The organism is Thiothrix nivea DSM 5205 (assembly GCF_000260135.1).
Lineage (GTDB): Bacteria > Pseudomonadota > Gammaproteobacteria > Thiotrichales > Thiotrichaceae > Thiothrix > Thiothrix nivea.
In genome coordinates this window covers 2603991-2618916 of the sequence record NZ_JH651384.1, presented here as the reverse complement: position 1 = coordinate 2618916, position 14926 = coordinate 2603991, and the positions used below count along the sequence as shown (strand labels likewise).

Genomic DNA, 14926 nt, shown 5'->3' with positions numbered 1-14926 from the left:
ATGTTGGCAAGGATAATGGTATACGTGGCCGGTCTGCTGTTGTTGGCCGGTTGCAAACTGGAACTCCCGAACCTGGGGGGCGGCATTTCCGGCCCGCTGAAAGTGGAAAGGGTGGAATTCCAGCGTGCGGGCGGCCCCAAATGCCCGACGGAGAGCGCGGATGTCACCTCGGAAAACATCCGCTGCGCCAGCCTGCGCGTCACTTATCCCAAGGTGTTGGAAGCGGGCAACCCGGCAGCAGTGACTGTGCTTAACCAGTTCATCCAGTCGCAATTGCTGGAATACAGCGACCCTGACGGCAAACAGCCCGCCACCCTGGATGAACTTGCCACCATGTTCGTCAACGACTACAACGCTGTGCCCGAAGCGATGGGTTTATGGGAAATGGAACGCCATGTTGAGGTCAGCTTTGCCGCCGACCACCTCGCCACATTGAATTACAGCGAATCCGGTTACACTGGCGGCGCGCACCCGTTCAGCGGGCAGCGTTATTTTGTACTGGATCTGGACAGCGGCAAGCAACTGACGCTGAAAGATCTGCTGGCAGCGGGTTATGAGGAAGCCTTGAACGAGGCTGGCGAACGCGCTTTCCGCAAGGCACGCAACCTGCCATCGGATGCCAGTTTGGAAGAGGCCGGATTCTGGTTTGCCAACAACCTGTTCAAGGTCAACACCAATTTCGGGGTCATGGGCAATGGGCTGGCATTCGTGTTTAATCCTTACGAAGTCGCGCCGTATGCGATGGGGCCGACGGAATTCACCATCCGCTACAACGACATCGACAGCCTGATCCCCGCTGGCAGCCTGCTGGCGCCGGTTGCCCGATGATCAATTACCTGCGCGACCCGGAACGCATCCGCCAGCAGAATTACGACAGAATCCGTGAACTCGCACCGCTGGACGGTTTCACCCTCGACCAGCAGCAGATCGTCATCCAGATGGTGCGTGCCTACGGCGACCCGGAACTGGCCAACCATGTGCGCTTTTCTGAAAATGCCATCAGCGCTGCCCGCAAGGCCATCAAGAAGCGCAACAACCTGCTGTACGACATCGAGCTGGTCAAACATGCGCTGGACGGCAGCTTGCTGTATCAGGAACCGTTGAGCTTCCTTGGCAAGGCGTCCGTTATTTCCCTTGCCAAAACCAGCAAGCAGACCCGCGCGATGACGGCGGTGGATTGTTGGAGACCCTATTTGGCAGGCAGTATCGTGCTGATCGGGCAATCCGCCACGTCCCTGTTCCGGTTGCTGGAAATCCTCAAGGAAGGCGCTCCCCCGCCAGCCCTGGTGATTGGCGCGGCGCGCGGCTTTGTCAATGCCGAACCCGCCAAACAGATGCTGTGGGATCTGCGTGAGGAACTTGGCCTGGAATGCATCGTAGTCGGCGGCACGCACGGCGGTGGCGTGCTGGCGGCGGTTGCCATGAATGCCCTGCTGATGATGCAACAGGGCATTTACATCTGATTATTTCGGTTCGCCAGGGCAGGGGTTGAAAGCGCAGTTGTTGGCTGGGTTGCGGCTGACAAAACTGCCATCCGGGCATTGTTTGGCGTCCAGGGTGCAGATTTTGGCATCACCCCCTTCGCTTTTACCCGAGGGTTTTGGGGAAATCCATGACAGGCTGCCCGCAGCGGCACTACCCGCCGGTTTGGCTTGCCCGCCTGCCGTGGTGATACCAGCAGTACAAGCCGCCAGCACAATACTGGTAAACGTGACCAGGATGATGGTTTTTTCGTTCATGCATTCCTCCACCGGAAAGGGGTGATGCGCATTATAAACCCCATCCTGCCCAGGCGTACACCGGGCAATAGACCGGCTTTGAGGATGCGTGTAGCATACGCCCGGCATAAAATCCAATTCCAATCAGGAGCTTCCGCATGGCCACTGGCAGTCTGTTAGCCTTACTCGACGACATTACCACTGTCCTTGATGACATTTCCCTCATGACCAAAGTGGCAGCCAAAAAGACTGCGGGCGTGCTGGGCGACGATCTGGCGCTGAATGCCGAACAGGTATCCGGCGTGCGGGCGGAACGCGAACTGCCGGTTGTTTGGGCTGTCACCAAAGGCTCCCTGCTCAACAAGCTTATCCTGGTGCCGGTTGCCCTGCTGATGAGCGCGTTTGCGCCATGGCTCATCACCCCGCTGCTGATGCTTGGCGGCGCTTACCTGTGCTTTGAAGGCTTTGAAAAACTGGCACATGCTTTCCTGCATAGCGCGGCGGAAGACCATGCCGAACACGACAAGCTTATCGAGGCCGCCAGCGACCCGGAAGTGGATATGGTTGCGTTCGAGAAAGACAAGATCAAAGGCGCGATCCGCACCGATTTTATCCTGTCAGCCGAAATCATTGTGATTGCTTTGGGCACAGTGAAAGATGCCCCGTTCGCCATGCAGGTGGCTGTGGTTTCCGGTATTGCCTTTGTCATGACGCTAGGGGTGTATGGGCTGGTGGCAGCCATTGTCAAACTGGATGACATGGGTTTTTACCTGATCAGGGATAAGGCTTCTGCCTTCAAACAAGCGCTGGGGCGTGGCCTGCTGGTGTTTGCGCCGTGGTTGATGAAAGCCTTGTCGGTGGTAGGCACGGCGGCGATGTTCCTGGTAGGTGGTGGCATCCTGTTGCACGGCATCCCGCATTCGCATGACTTTTTTCATGGTGCGGAACTGTTCCTGCATCAGGTGGGCTGGGTCGGAGGCGCACTGGCGGCCATCAGCCCGGTAGTGCTGAACGGGCTGTTCGGTGTGCTGGCGGGGGCTATCGTGCTGGCCGTGGTTACGCCGGTTACGGCATTGGTTGGCAAATTCCGCCAGACTAGCTGAGCTTGCGTAACAGCGCCTTAAGCTGCCGGGTGGAAGCGCGCGCAGTGGCATCCGGCGCATAACAAATCCCTTCATAGACCTGTGTAAACTCGCGGATGCTGTCCGCCAGCCGGGGCAAGGCAGCCGCAGCTTCGTCGGCAAAAACACCCGGCGCATCGCCTGGACTCCGCTGCACCCCGCGCTTGGCCAGCGCAGCGCAAAACTGCCGGTAAAGCCGGTGTTCCAGTGCTTCGCGTGGCCGCCTCCGTGCCATACCCAGCAGTACCAGCCAGCTAATGGCAATCGCCGAGAACAGGCTACCTGCCAGTAGTGCCACCTTGACCACCGACAGGCTACCCAGCATGGATTTCAACAGCGCGGCTTGTTCCTCCTGGTCGTAGCCCAGTACCCAGCGCCGCCAACCGTATTGCACCGCATCCAGTTGCTGGCGCACGCCGTTGAGCCAGGCAATCTTGCGGGTGGAAAACGGTGAATCCGCCAAGAAGCTGCCTTCCGCTTGCACTGCCGCTTCCAGCCCCTGTTCGGCACGGCTGGGGGCAACCACGGTGGTGGGGTCGACCCGCTGCCAGCCGGTTTCCGGCAGCCACACTTCCGCCCAGGCGTGGGCGTCATACTGGTGGACAGCCAGGTATTGGCCAGCCTCATTCCATTCGCCGCCCTGATAGCCGACCACCACCCGCGCCGGAATCCCCACTGCCCGCATCAGGAACACGAAACTGCCCGCGTAATGGGCGCAAAACCCGCGCTGCGAATCAAACAGGAAGCCGTCAATGGTGTCGCTATCGCCCAGGGTAGGCGGGTTCAGGGTGTATTCGTAACCACGGGTATGGAAGCGTTCCAGCACCTTGGCCAGATAGGCTTGCGGATTGCCGGTTTCCTGCCACAGGCGTCTGGCCAGATCGCGGCTGCGCGCGTCGCCACTGGCAGGCAGCAGCAAGGCCAGACGCCGCAAATACGGGTCGAGTTGCACATCGCGCAGCGCCTGCGGGTAACTGACCGCTTTCAGCAGGAAAGGCGCTTGTAATTCCTGACGCGCCATCACCCGGTAATCCGCGCCCTGCATGACCTCGCCCTCCACCTGCATGGCAGGCGTCAGCGTGAACAGCCACGGCTGCCCGGTCTTTTCGTAGATGGCTTCATAGGCAATGGCTTCACCCTGCGCCTGCACATTGCCGGGACGCCAGCGGTAACTGGTGTGCAGCGCGCCCCGCAATGCCGGCAGGTCATAATCCTGCTCAAACTGCCGCCACTCACGGCCGTCGAAATGGTTCAGCACCAACCCGCGCCAGTACAGTTCGTGCTGCGCCGGGCGTTGCCCCTTGAAGGTGACGCGGAACGCCAGCTCATCCGACTTGCCCAGCTTCTCGATGTCGCCGGGAGCCATGTGGTCGGTGATGCCGGTCTTGGCTTGGCCGGTGCTCAACGGCAAGGACCATAGTGGCGGCAAACGCGGCGCAAACACGAAAATCACCACCATCAGCGGCAGGCATTGCAGCAGCATGAACAGCGCCAGCCTCAGGTTGAAACGCACATTCTGTCCGGTGGAAAACTCCACCACCGACTGCTGCGCCCCGACCAGCGCCCCGGTCAACACCACCATCGACAGAAAGCCGTACAAAGCCGCCAGCATCGACTGCGTATACAAGAATTGCAGCGCCACCAGAAAATAACCGATGAAAATCACCACAATCGCATCGCGCCGTTGCAACACTTCCAGCGACTTGAACGCAAACCCCAGCAGCAGCAACGCAGCCATCGCATCCAGCGAAGGGAATTTCAGCCCACTCAGCAGCAAACCGCCCAGCCCCAAGCCGACCAGCGCCACCTTGGTGACATTCCCCGGCTGGCTGGACAAGCCCGCCAGCACCCGCAAGCGCCAGCCCGCCGTGAACAGCAGCACCGGCACCAGCCAGATGGGCAGGTCGAACATGAAGGGCAGCATCACCGCCAGTTGTGCCGCCAGCAGCCAGATCATACCGGTGTAGGTGATGAAGTTATTGCCCCCTTCCCCCTTGCTACCCATCCGCCACCCCGAATAGCGCCAGCGCCTGCAAGCAACGCGCCTTGTGCGCCTCGCCCTTACCCGGTTCGATCACGACACCCGGCAGTTTCAGGCCGAACTGGCGCTGTTCCTGATGAAAATCCAGCACCCTGCGGCACAGGTGTGATAGGCGGATTTCTACCCCCGGCATTGGCAGGCCATCCCAGTCCAGCCACAAATCATGACTGGCGTAATCGACGAAGGTCTTGGTATACAACTCACCGGTTTGGGCAAACTTTTTCCAATGGATACGCTTGGGGGCATCACCCTGCTGGTAGCCGCGCACGCCGCTGAAATCGCTGCTGCCACCGGGAATTTCCACCCCATCCTCGGTGGCCGCGCCCTGCTGGTTGCCGTTGGGGTCGAAAGCCTTGTCCACCGGTTTGGGGTAAACCAGCCCCTGCACCGCCGGGTACACATACGACCACGCCACCGCCAGCCCGGTCGGGTAGCGGGTCGATACCCGCAGGCGCGGTGGACGGAAGCGCCCGCGTTCCCCTGCGTCGTGCGACAGTTTCACCCGCTGGGTTTGGGTTGTTACCAGATTGGTTTGCGTATGATCTTGCCCCGGCCAGTCGAGTTCGATGGCGAAACGCGGCTGCTGGCCGGGGCGGCTCAGCGCCACTTCCAGCACCGCCTTTTCCCCGGCGAAACAGGGTTCCACCCCAATTGCGGTCAGGGTCAGGCCAGCCAGGTTGCGCCAGGTGTAAAAGATGTTCAACAGCAGCAAGGCCAGCAGCCAGAAGCAGATGCCGTACACTAGCGAATTCTGGAAATTGACGCCTAACAGGAACAGCAGGGCAATCATGGCCAGCAGCGCCAGCGCGGTTTTGCTGGGGACGATGAAGACCCGCCGCTGGTTGAGGGTGGTTTCGTGCGTGGAGGCTAGGCGTTGCCGCAACCAGCCGTCCAGTTGCATCCGCCAGGTGTCAACCATGACCATTGCCGACCACATCCACCTTGGCGAGGATGTGCCGGGCGAGCTGTTCGCCCTGGGTTTCCTGCCTGCCGATAATGCGATGCCCGGCGACGGCAACGAATACCGCCTGCACGTCTTCCGGCAGCACATGCCCACGCCCTTGCAGCAAGGCCCAGGCTTGCGCGCTTTTCACCAGGGCCAGTGCGCCGCGCGGCGACAGCCCCAGATGGCAGACATCGGTTTGGCGGGTATAGGCGATCAGGCGCTGTACGTAATCCAGCAGCGTGTCGCTCATTTTGACTTGTGGAACCAGTGATTGCAGACCCTTCAGGCGACCTTCGTTCAACACTTGTTGCAAACTGGCCAGCAGCGCCCGTCCGTTACGCCCCTGTAACAGGCTGCGCTCCGCCGCCGGGTCGGGGTAGCCCAGAGAAATGCGCAACAGGAAGCGGTCAAGCTGCGATTCCGGCAGCGGGAAAGTGCCGGACTGGCTGTGCGGGTTCTGGGTGGCGATGACGAAAAACGGCGCGGGCAGGGTATGGGTAACGCCATCCACGCTGACCTGGCGCTCTTCCATCGCCTCCAGCAGCGCGCTTTGCGCCTTGGGGGTGGCGCGGTTGAGTTCATCGGCCAGAAACACCTGGCTGAACACCGGGCCGGGGTGGAAACGGAATTTGCCAGCCTGCGGCTCAAACACTGCCGCGCCAATCAGGTCGGCGGGCAATAGGTCGCTGGTGAACTGGACACGCTTGTATTCCAGCCCACAAACCTGGGCGAGGGCGTGCGCGAGGGTGGTTTTGCCCATGCCGGGCAGATCTTCCAGCAGCAGGTGGCCGTTAGCCAGCAAACAGGTGAGCGCCAACTTGACCTGCTGTTCCTTGCCGTGGATGACTTTGTTCAACTGCGCCAGCGTCGCCTGGATCAGTTGGGGGGCTGCGGTTGTCATGCCTGATGTCCGTCATTTTTATGATTGGGGTTTGGGGATGACTGTACACAAAGGCAGGCCGCTTGCCTACTCCAGCCGGATGAAATGCTGCCGGTAATATTTCAGCTCGTCGATGGAATCCTGGATGTCGTTCAGCGCCAGATGCCGGGATTCCTTCTTGAACCCGTCCGCCAGGCCAGGCCGCCAGCGGTTGGCCAGCTCTTTCAGGGTGCTGACATCCAGGTGGCGGTAGTGGAAGAACTTTTCCAGTGTCGGCATATGGCGGGCGAGGAAACGCCGATCCTGACAGATGGTGTTGCCGCACATCGGTGATGCGCCCGCCGGGACGTATTGTTTGAGGAATTCCAGCGTGGCCTGTTCCGCCTGTGCCTCCGTCCAGGTACTTTCCTGCACCCGCTTGACCAGCCCGGAACCGCCGTGCTGTTTCTGGTTCCAGTCGTCCATTTTCGCCAGGGTTGCTGCTGGCTGGTGGATGGCAATCACCGGCCCTTCCGCCAGGATATGCAAATGCTTGTCGGTAACGATGGTGGCAATTTCGATAATGACATCATTGAAGGCGTCCAACCCGGTCATTTCCAGATCGATCCAGATCAAATTTTCCTGATTAATGCTCATTCGGTTACACTTGTGGGTACTTTAGGGAATCAGGACTATAACAGAAACACCATGCAAACATTCACCTACCTCTTTCTGGCTTTCCTGCTGGCAGCAACGCTGGTGCAAGTTTACCTGTCGCTGCGGCAGAAACAGCACGTGAGCCAGCACCGTGGAGGCGTCCCCGATGCCTTTGCGGGCAAGATTTCGCTGGCGGAACACCAGAAAGCCGCCGATTACACCCTCGCCAAGGGCGGGTTGGGGCGCATTGACCTGCTGGTGGGCGTATTCATCCTGCTGGCGTGGACGCTGGGCGGTGGGCTGGAGTGGCTCGACAACCAGTGGCGCAGCCTCGGTTGGAACGGGCTGTACACCGGCACTGCTGTCATCATCAGCATGATGCTGGTCGGCAGCCTGCTGGACTTGCCAATGTCGCTGTACCGCACTTTTGTGCTGGAAGAACGCTTCGGTTTCAACAAAATGACTGCCGCCACCTTTGTCGTCGACATGCTGAAAGGTGCGGCACTGGCGCTGGTGATCGGCGTGCCGCTGGTGATGTTGATCCTGTGGCTGATGGAATCAGCGGGCAGCCTGTGGTGGCTGTACGCTTGGGCGGCGCTGACGGCGTTTTCCCTGCTGATGACCTGGGCTTACCCCAAATTCATCGCCCCGCTGTTCAACAAGTTCAGCCCGCTGGAAGAAGGTGAAGTGGCCGAGCGCATCAACGCCCTGCTGGCACGCACCGGTTTCAACAGTAAGGGCGTGTTCGTGATGGATGGTTCGCGCCGCTCCGCCCATGGCAACGCCTACTTCACCGGCTTCGGCAAGAACAAGCGCATCGTGTTTTTCGATACCTTGCTCAAGCACCTGACCCCCGCGCAGGTGGAAGCGGTGCTGGCGCATGAACTGGGGCATTTCAAACGCAAGCACATCGTCAAGGGCATGGCATTGTCGATGGCCATGACGCTGGCGGGTTTCTTCATCCTGGCGTGGCTGATGCGCCAGGAATGGTTCTATACTGCATTGGGTGTCAGCCAGGCTTCCACCTACATGGCCTTGTTGTTGTTCGTGCTGGTCAGCCCGGCGTTTACGTTTTTCATCGGCCCGATCATGGCCTGGTGGTCGCGCAAGCATGAGTTCGAAGCGGATGAGTTCGCGGCGCAACAGTCCAGCAGCACGGAACTGATTGCCGCCCTGGTGGGTCTTTATAAGGAGAATGCGAGTACGCTGACACCTGATCCGTTGTACTCGGCATTCTACGATTCGCATCCGCCAGCCATGATACGGATTGCGCATTTACAACAACAAACCTGAAGAAGAGTAGTGAAATGAAACCAGTCCTCATGCTTTGCGCCGGGCTACTGCTGATGCAGCCAGCACTGGCAAATGACCCGGATTCGATCACACAGTTCAACAATTCGGCGTGCAACACACCCGAGCTGACTGACCCCGCCACGTCGGGGATTGCCAACCACGCGCAACTGGATCAGAAAGTGCGTGGTTGCGACCGCGACAACCACATTTACTGGTACGAGGATCAAATCCAGGACATCGTGGGTTATATCGCCCAGAAGTACTACAACAACTTCCAGTAAGGCGTGTACAAGCGGCTGTTTTCCGTCACAATAGGGACATATGACGGAAAACACCCCTTTTACCCCCTCCTCCGGCAACGGGCAGGTCATCACCCGGTTTGGCGCTGAAGTACTGGTTGAAACAGACCAGGGCGAGGTCTTGCGCTGCACTGCCCGCCGCAAGTTTGAACACATTGCCTGTGGCGACCATGTTGTCTGGGAACAACAGGCACAAGGCAACGCCGCCGTCACCGCCATGCTGCCACGCAAAAACGTGCTGGAACGCCCCGATTTCCGTGGCAAACCGCGCGCCATCGCCGCCAACATCGACCTGCTGATCGTTGTCACCAGTTGGCAACCCGCCCCGGTATGGGAAATGCTCGACCGTTACCTGATTGCCGCCCACCGGCTGGCTGCCGATGTGCTGCTGGTGATGAACAAGGCCGATAGGCGCGATGCCTGCGCCACACCCGAAGCAGAAGCTTGTCTGGCGGAATACGCCCACATCGGTTACCCGCTCCTGCACATCTCGGCACGCCAGCAGCAAGGGGTGGAAGCCATCCTTACTGCCATTGGCCAGCGCACCGCCATCGTGGTGGGGCAATCCGGCGTGGGCAAATCGTCCATTGCCGCGCAGTTGTTGCCGCAGGCGGACATCCGCATCGGCGCGATTGCCGACACCGGCGAAGGCCGCCACACCACTACCTCCGCCACCCTTTACCACCTGCCTAACGGGGGGGTGCTGATCGACTCGCCGGGGGTGCGCGATTTCGGCCTGACGGGGTTGGATTTCGCTACGCTGGAAGCCGGTTTTCCAGAATTCCGCCCCTACCTGGGGGAATGCCGTTTCCACAACTGCACCCACAACCATGAGCCGGGTTGCGCCGTCAAGGCGGCGGCTGGTAGTGGGGACATTCCCGCCCGGCGCTTTGCCCGTTACCGGGGTTTGCTGCCATGATTTTCACCACGGTGGAATTCGCCGTTTTCTTTTTGGTGGTGCTGAGCCTGAGCTGGTTTTTCCGTGGCTTGCCAGGGTTCTACAAACTGTTCCTGCTGGAAGCGAACGCGGTTTTCTATATCAGCTTTGACGCCCGTTTCCTGCCGTTGATCCTGCTGGTGGGGCTGGTCAACTGGGGGGCTGGCTACCTGATCGCCCTAAGCAACAGCATGGTGCGCAAAAAACTGTTGCTGTTTGCGGCGATTGTTTTGAGCCTGGCACCGCTGGTGTTTTTCAAATACACCGAGTTTTTTGCGACCAGCATCCTCCCCTTGCTGTGGCATGGCGACCTGGTGTCCCACTTGCCGCTGATGGATTTGCTGTTTCCGATAGGGATCAGTTTTTTCACCTTTCAGGGCATGTCTTACGCCATTGATGTGTATCGGGACAGGGAACGCCTGGTCAAAAACCCGCTGGACATCCTGCTGTTCGTGTCGTTTTTCCCTACGGTATTGTCTGGGCCGATCATGCGCGCGCATGTGTTCGTGCCGCAACTGAGCAGGCCGGTGTACAGCACGCGCAGTTTCCAGTTGGGGTTCGCGCTGATCCTGTCCGGCTTGTTCAAGAAAATCGTGATTGCGAGTTATTTGTCGGAACACATTGTCCGGCAGGTCTTCCAGGTGCCGGGGGATTATTCTTCGGCCAGTGTGCTGGCGGCCATTTACGGCTATTCGGTGCAGATTTTTTGTGACTTTTCCGGCTATTCCGATCTGGCGATTGGGGTGGCGCTGCTGCTGGGGTACACGATTCCGCTCAATTTCAACCGCCCCTACATCGCTACCGATTTGCAGGAATTCTGGCATCGCTGGCATATTTCGCTGTCCACCTGGCTGCGGGATTACCTTTACATACCGCTGGGGGGCAATAAGTACGGGACATTATCCAAGTACATCAACATCATGATCACCATGACGCTGGGTGGTCTGTGGCATGGGGCGCACATGCGCTTCCTGCTGTGGGGGATGTTGCATGGCTTGGGGTTGGTGATTACCCATGCCATCAAGGATCTGCGCCGCCATTTCCGCAAACCGGGGGCGGTTGAGGCCAAGCCGAACCCGCTGATGAAAGTGTTCCTGTGGCTGCTCACCTTCCATTTTGTTTCATTTACCTGGGTGTTTTTTGAAGCGGCGGATACGGAACGGGCGTTTGAAATCTTCCGCGCAGTGTTTACGGATCAGCAGGGTAAAGGTTTCGGGTTGCTGGTGATTCCGGCCATTGCGGTTGGCTTACTGCTCAACTTTTTCGGCCCGTGGTTGCAGAAAACCTATCTGGATGTCCAGCGCCGCTTGCCCTTGCTGCTGCAAGTGCTGGTTATCGCCCTCATTTGTATTATTATTTTACGCATGGGGCCGGAAGGGATGCTGCCATTCATCTATTTCCAGTTTTAAAGGCGAGGCATGAGCAAGAGAGATGATGTTTCCCGCAAACAATTGACGCCCAGGCGGGTGGTGGCCGTGTGTATGCTGGTGCTGGCGTTGCTGGCCCTGAACGAGCTTGAGCGGCTGTCAGTCTGGTTCGGCGACCATTGCATCGAGTGGATGCCGGATGCGGAAGGCTGGTGCAGCAAGCCTGAGCAACTGGTATTCAGTTCGAATACACGCGGTTTTTCCAGCCAGTTACTGGCCATGCAAAGCAGCCTGCTGGCGTTTACCCGCGACTTGCCCATCGTGGCGGAATCGCGCCCGGAATCAGTCAATGTTGCCACCGTACAACCCAGCCCCCCACTGACACCTCAGCCCCCAGCTCAGGTTGTGCCACCGCCCCAGGCTACAGCAGTCACGGCCCCGGCAACGACAGAGCCATCAACACTACAACCAACCAAAGTGTTGATCGTCGGCGATTCCATGGTGCTGGAAGGCTTCGGCATTGCCCTGCAACGCCGCCTGACCCGGTTTGAGGGTTTGTCCGTCACCCGCGAAGGCAAGTATTCCACCGGCCTGACCCGCCCCGACTACTTTGACTGGCCCAGCCATTTGACCGCGTTACTCGACGAACACCGCCCGGATCTGTTGATCGTTAACATGGGCGCAAATGACCCGCAGGACATCGTGGAACAGGGCAAGCGTTACCATGTCGGCGACCAGGGCTGGAATGCCATTTACAGCGAACGGGTCAACCATTTCCTGTCAATCGCGGCGGAACGCGGCGTGACCACCTTCTGGGTTGGGCTACCGATCATGGGGCAGAGCAAGTACAGCGGCAAGATCGAAACCATCAACCAACTGGTTGCCGACACCTGCGCGCAGCAACCGATGGCGCGCTATTTCGACACCTGGTCGGTGCTGGCAACGGATGATGGCGAATATGCCTCCTTCCTCAAGAATGCCCAAGGGCAGAAAATCCGGGTCAGGGCCAAGGATGAAATCCACCTGACTGAAGCAGGCGGCGAAATCATGACCAGTTATTTCCTCACGGCCACCAAACCTTACGTTAGTTGGTCGGAACTGTAATGCCCACCAACATCTGTTGCGTCAATGGGGAGTTGATTACGCCAGCGGCGACCGTTGAGATCCGGGAAATACGCCTGTATTCCACAGCGCGGGGCAAGCAAACAGCCCATTTCGCCCTTATTCCACAAGGCAAGCGCCTGCCGGACAAGCTGCCGGTGTTATACCTGCTGCACGGGGCATGGGATTCGCATACTGCCTGGATGGATCATGCGGAAGCGCAACTGCGCGAACTGGCGCGGCAATACGGCCTGATCATCATCCTACCCGATGGCGACCCATTCGGCTGGTATGCCGACTCACCGTTTGACCCCGCCAACCAGATTGAAACCTATTTGGTTGATGAACTGATCCCCGAGGTTGAGGCAAACCTGCCCGCGCACCCTGAACTGCGCGCCATTGCCGGTTTGTCGATGGGTGGGCAGGGCGCGCTGGGCTTGTACCTGAGGAATCCGGGGCAGTTCCGCTCAGCCAGTTCCATGAGTGGCATCCTGGACATTACGGCGCATCCTGATAGCTGGGAACTGGAGCGGATTTTCGGCAAGCTGGCAAGCAACCGGGCGCTCTGGGAACGCCATTCGGTACGTTTTCTGTTGGAAGGCATGGCGGATGTTGAACAGCTTCCCTGGCTGTTAACGGTGTCGCTGGATGACGCACTGGCACTGACGGATAACCGGGGCGTGCATCAGGCGCTGCGCGACCGGGGGATTGGGCATGAATACCGGGAAGCGCCGGGAAAGCATGACTGGAAATACTGGACGGCGGAATTGCCGCTGCATGTCGGGTTTCATGCGCGGTATTTGAATCTGGTGTAGGGGGCAAGGGCAGACACAGAGGTCTGCCCCTACAAGGATCAGGCGCTGGCGTCCTTGTCTGCTTCGGCTTCCAGCGCGGCCTTGCGGTCGGCTTCGGATTTGAGGCGGGCTTCTTCGATGGCGGCCTGGCGGCGCAGTTCGATGATGTCCTTGCGCTCTTCCCAACGTTTTTCGAGGATGCTTTCGTGGGTGGGGATGGTTTGCTCGTCAAACAGCACCTGGCGCAGCAGGCGGAAACCGAACTTCAGCAGGGCAAGGTCGTCCTTCAGTTCCTCACGGGTTTCCTCGCTAAGCAGGTAGACGCGGCCAAACTGTTCGCTTTCCACAAAACGGCGGAAACGGTCTACGTCGAAGCTGGCCATGAAATACAATTGGAAGCTGAGCGGGTTGGGCGTGCCAACACTGGGGCCAGCCGATTTTTTCTTCAGCATCAACTGCATCCATTCGCGGTTGACGGCATCGTATTCCGGCACGCCCTGCTGCTGGCGGTAGTCGCGGATGGTCATGACCTGATCGGTGTTCCAGCCCTGGCAATGCGCTTCCTGGTTACGGAAGTAGTATTGCACATCGTCCGACGAGCCTTCCGCGCGGTGGGAGAGCAGCCCCAGCCCGTAGTAACGGCAGGAAGACGGGCGGTCTTCGTAAACGCTGCACCCTTCCTCGCGCACGAACAGGCAAGCTTTCTCCTCATCGGTGCGCAACTTGATGCCGGGCATCCCCTGGCCATCGGCCTGGAACAGCACCGTGTACTTTTCCAGAAACTCGGTGGAGGTTATACCCAGGCGCTTTTTCAGGCGCAGGATGTCATAAGGGGCGAGGGTCACATCCGCCGCCTTGCAGCAAATGTTGAAGCAGGAAACGCCCGGGTGGCAGTTAAACTGGAGGGTAGTGTCATCCGTCAACAGTTCGGGGACGAGGGAACTCTGGAATTCCGCTGGAATATCAAATTTTTCAGCCATGTTTTGCTTACCGGGGTGTGTACTTGAAATGGGCTTGCAAGTATAGGGGCAAGTGTGCGGGGGCGCAAATCAGCGCATTGCCCTCATGGCTAAAACCTTAATATATGGTAATTTTCATGCCGGTTACCGGAGCGTAAAATAATGGCCACGTGATGCAGGTAATCCATGAGGTGTTTGGCATGAAAGCAAGATATTTCTTACTGTTAGCACTGATCCCGTTTTTAAGCGGCCCACTGTGGGCGGATAAAAACCCTTTTCAGGGGCAACAGGCCCCTGGTACATCCGTACCGCCGCAGTTGGCCCCAGCGCCGCCCAATACGTTGATGCAGTCGCAGGCGGTGCAGGTCTACTCCCTGCCGGATGGCCGTTACCATGCTGAAATCAATTACCAGACCAAGGCGGATGATACCCGTCAATACGCTTTTGAAGGTACCAAAACAGAAATTCGCCAGCAATTGGATCAGTCAGGTTTACCGGAAGACCGTAAGCAGGCGGTGATGCAGGCGCTGGAAACGAATCCGGCTGACCTGTTTGGCAATAGGCTGGGCAACGGTTTCCCGTTCGGCAACTCCCTGTTTGGCGGCAAGGATCCGTTCGATGACCCGTTTTTCAAACAGGAGCTGTTTAACCAGCCATTTTTCAAAAACAGCCCGCTCAATGACGACTTTTTGGGGAAGTTCCTGCAAGACATGATGCAGTTGCAGGCTCCGTCAGGCCAGCCCATGCCGTTTCCACCAATAGTGCCAGCCGCGCCACAATACCCCGCCACCCAGCCGGGCGCGACGGGAGACAAGTTGTGGCTATAGGCCGGGG

At 58.8% G+C, this 14926-nt stretch carries 16 protein-coding genes; 10 read left to right on the top strand and 6 right to left on the bottom strand.

Translation table 11 applies throughout. From position 1 onward, the window contains the following. Positions 1–828, top strand: coding sequence for a DUF3298 and DUF4163 domain-containing protein (locus THINI_RS23490; protein WP_002709057.1), 828 nt, complete (start codon positions 1–3; stop codon positions 826–828). Next, positions 825–1463, top strand: a complete 639-nt coding sequence (locus THINI_RS13130; RefSeq protein ID WP_002709056.1) for a precorrin-8X methylmutase — start codon at positions 825–827, stop codon at positions 1461–1463. Before THINI_RS23490 ends, THINI_RS13130 begins: the two co-directional genes overlap by 4 nt. Here THINI_RS13130 and THINI_RS13125 read toward each other — a convergent pair whose 3' ends face one another. Then, on the bottom strand, positions 1464–1739 hold the full coding sequence (locus THINI_RS13125; protein ID WP_002709055.1) for a hypothetical protein: 276 nt from the start codon (positions 1737–1739) through the stop codon (positions 1464–1466). It abuts the gene before it with no gap. Positions 1740–1876: 137 nt separating this feature from the next. On the opposite strand from THINI_RS13125, the gene THINI_RS13120 reads away from it, so the two are divergent. Then, a complete protein-coding gene (locus THINI_RS13120; protein ID WP_002709054.1) occupies positions 1877–2821 on the top strand; it encodes a DUF808 domain-containing protein in 945 nt (314 codons plus the stop codon). Here THINI_RS13120 and THINI_RS13115 read toward each other — a convergent pair. The 4 genes from THINI_RS13115 to orn all read right to left on the bottom strand — a co-directional run bounded on the left by THINI_RS13115 (position 2814) and on the right by orn (position 7342). Further along, positions 2814–4844: a transglutaminase TgpA family protein gene (locus tag THINI_RS13115; RefSeq protein WP_002709053.1), complete on the bottom strand. Its 2031-nt coding sequence runs from the start codon at positions 4842–4844 to the stop codon at positions 2814–2816. The genes THINI_RS13120 and THINI_RS13115 overlap by 8 nt on opposite strands. Beyond that, on the bottom strand, positions 4837–5799 hold the full coding sequence (locus tag THINI_RS13110; RefSeq protein ID WP_154724414.1) for a DUF58 domain-containing protein: 963 nt from the start codon (positions 5797–5799) through the stop codon (positions 4837–4839). Before THINI_RS13110 ends, THINI_RS13115 begins: the two co-directional genes overlap by 8 nt. Continuing rightward, positions 5792–6727 carry an AAA family ATPase gene (locus THINI_RS13105; RefSeq protein ID WP_002709051.1) on the bottom strand — a complete coding sequence of 312 codons (936 nt, stop codon included), beginning with the start codon at positions 6725–6727 and terminating at the stop codon, positions 5792–5794. Before THINI_RS13105 ends, THINI_RS13110 begins: the two co-directional genes overlap by 8 nt. 66 nt (positions 6728–6793) lie before the next feature. After that, positions 6794–7342: an oligoribonuclease gene (gene orn, locus THINI_RS13100; RefSeq protein ID WP_002709050.1), complete on the bottom strand. Its 549-nt coding sequence runs from the start codon at positions 7340–7342 to the stop codon at positions 6794–6796. A gap of 51 nt (positions 7343–7393) precedes the next feature. On the opposite strand from orn, the gene THINI_RS13095 reads away from it, so the two are divergent. The 6 genes from THINI_RS13095 to THINI_RS13070 are packed head-to-tail and all read left to right on the top strand — an operon-like array spanning position 7394 to position 13154. Beyond that, positions 7394–8635 carry a M48 family metallopeptidase gene (locus THINI_RS13095; protein ID WP_002709049.1) on the top strand — a complete coding sequence of 414 codons (1242 nt, stop codon included), beginning with the start codon at positions 7394–7396 and terminating at the stop codon, positions 8633–8635. 14 nt (positions 8636–8649) lie between these two features. Further along, positions 8650–8916: a hypothetical protein gene (locus THINI_RS13090; protein WP_002709048.1), complete on the top strand. Its 267-nt coding sequence runs from the start codon at positions 8650–8652 to the stop codon at positions 8914–8916. Positions 8917–8956: 40 nt separating this feature from the next. Beyond that, complete coding sequence (rsgA, locus tag THINI_RS13085; RefSeq protein WP_002709047.1) at positions 8957–9853, top strand: ribosome small subunit-dependent GTPase A; 897 nt, start codon at positions 8957–8959, stop codon at positions 9851–9853. Next, complete coding sequence (locus THINI_RS13080; RefSeq protein ID WP_002709046.1) at positions 9850–11280, top strand: MBOAT family O-acyltransferase; 1431 nt, start codon at positions 9850–9852, stop codon at positions 11278–11280. Before rsgA ends, THINI_RS13080 begins: the two co-directional genes overlap by 4 nt. 9 nt (positions 11281–11289) lie before the next feature. Further along, on the top strand, positions 11290–12342 hold the full coding sequence (locus THINI_RS23485; protein WP_002709045.1) for an SGNH/GDSL hydrolase family protein: 1053 nt from the start codon (positions 11290–11292) through the stop codon (positions 12340–12342). After that, positions 12342–13154: an alpha/beta hydrolase gene (locus tag THINI_RS13070; RefSeq protein ID WP_002709044.1), complete on the top strand. Its 813-nt coding sequence runs from the start codon at positions 12342–12344 to the stop codon at positions 13152–13154. The genes THINI_RS23485 and THINI_RS13070 overlap by 1 nt, the downstream gene beginning before the upstream one ends. A 38-nt stretch (positions 13155–13192) precedes the next feature. Here the strand turns inward: THINI_RS13070 and THINI_RS13065 are convergent, their stop codons facing one another. Continuing rightward, on the bottom strand, positions 13193–14113 hold the full coding sequence (locus THINI_RS13065) for a YkgJ family cysteine cluster protein (protein WP_002709043.1): 921 nt from the start codon (positions 14111–14113) through the stop codon (positions 13193–13195). Positions 14114–14292: 179 nt separating this feature from the next. On the opposite strand from THINI_RS13065, the gene THINI_RS13060 reads away from it, so the two are divergent. Beyond that, the gene (locus tag THINI_RS13060; RefSeq protein WP_002709042.1) at positions 14293–14919 is read left to right on the top strand and encodes a hypothetical protein; all 627 of its coding nucleotides are present in this window, start codon (positions 14293–14295) and stop codon (positions 14917–14919) included. Positions 14920–14926: the final 7 nt, after the last annotated feature.

Bases quoted from the DNA above. Each gene is read 5' to 3' on its own strand.
- THINI_RS23490 (WP_002709057.1), top strand. From the start codon at position 1: ATGTTGGCAAGGATAATGGTATACGTGGCCGGTCTGCTGTTGTTGGCC.
- THINI_RS13130 (WP_002709056.1), top strand. From the start codon at position 825: ATGATCAATTACCTGCGCGACCCGGAACGCATCCGCCAGCAGAATTAC.
- THINI_RS13125 (WP_002709055.1), bottom strand. From the start codon at position 1,739: ATGAACGAAAAAACCATCATCCTGGTCACGTTTACCAGTATTGTGCTG.
- THINI_RS13120 (WP_002709054.1), top strand. From the start codon at position 1,877: ATGGCCACTGGCAGTCTGTTAGCCTTACTCGACGACATTACCACTGTC.
- THINI_RS13115 (WP_002709053.1), bottom strand. From the start codon at position 4,844: ATGGGTAGCAAGGGGGAAGGGGGCAATAACTTCATCACCTACACCGGT.
- THINI_RS13110 (WP_154724414.1), bottom strand. From the start codon at position 5,799: ATGGTTGACACCTGGCGGATGCAACTGGACGGCTGGTTGCGGCAACGC.
- THINI_RS13105 (WP_002709051.1), bottom strand. From the start codon at position 6,727: ATGACAACCGCAGCCCCCCAACTGATCCAGGCGACGCTGGCGCAGTTG.
- orn (WP_002709050.1), bottom strand. From the start codon at position 7,342: ATGAGCATTAATCAGGAAAATTTGATCTGGATCGATCTGGAAATGACC.
- THINI_RS13095 (WP_002709049.1), top strand. From the start codon at position 7,394: ATGCAAACATTCACCTACCTCTTTCTGGCTTTCCTGCTGGCAGCAACG.
- THINI_RS13090 (WP_002709048.1), top strand. From the start codon at position 8,650: ATGAAACCAGTCCTCATGCTTTGCGCCGGGCTACTGCTGATGCAGCCA.
- rsgA (WP_002709047.1), top strand. From the start codon at position 8,957: ATGACGGAAAACACCCCTTTTACCCCCTCCTCCGGCAACGGGCAGGTC.
- THINI_RS13080 (WP_002709046.1), top strand. From the start codon at position 9,850: ATGATTTTCACCACGGTGGAATTCGCCGTTTTCTTTTTGGTGGTGCTG.
- THINI_RS23485 (WP_002709045.1), top strand. From the start codon at position 11,290: ATGAGCAAGAGAGATGATGTTTCCCGCAAACAATTGACGCCCAGGCGG.
- THINI_RS13070 (WP_002709044.1), top strand. From the start codon at position 12,342: ATGCCCACCAACATCTGTTGCGTCAATGGGGAGTTGATTACGCCAGCG.
- THINI_RS13065 (WP_002709043.1), bottom strand. From the start codon at position 14,113: ATGGCTGAAAAATTTGATATTCCAGCGGAATTCCAGAGTTCCCTCGTC.
- THINI_RS13060 (WP_002709042.1), top strand. From the start codon at position 14,293: ATGAAAGCAAGATATTTCTTACTGTTAGCACTGATCCCGTTTTTAAGC.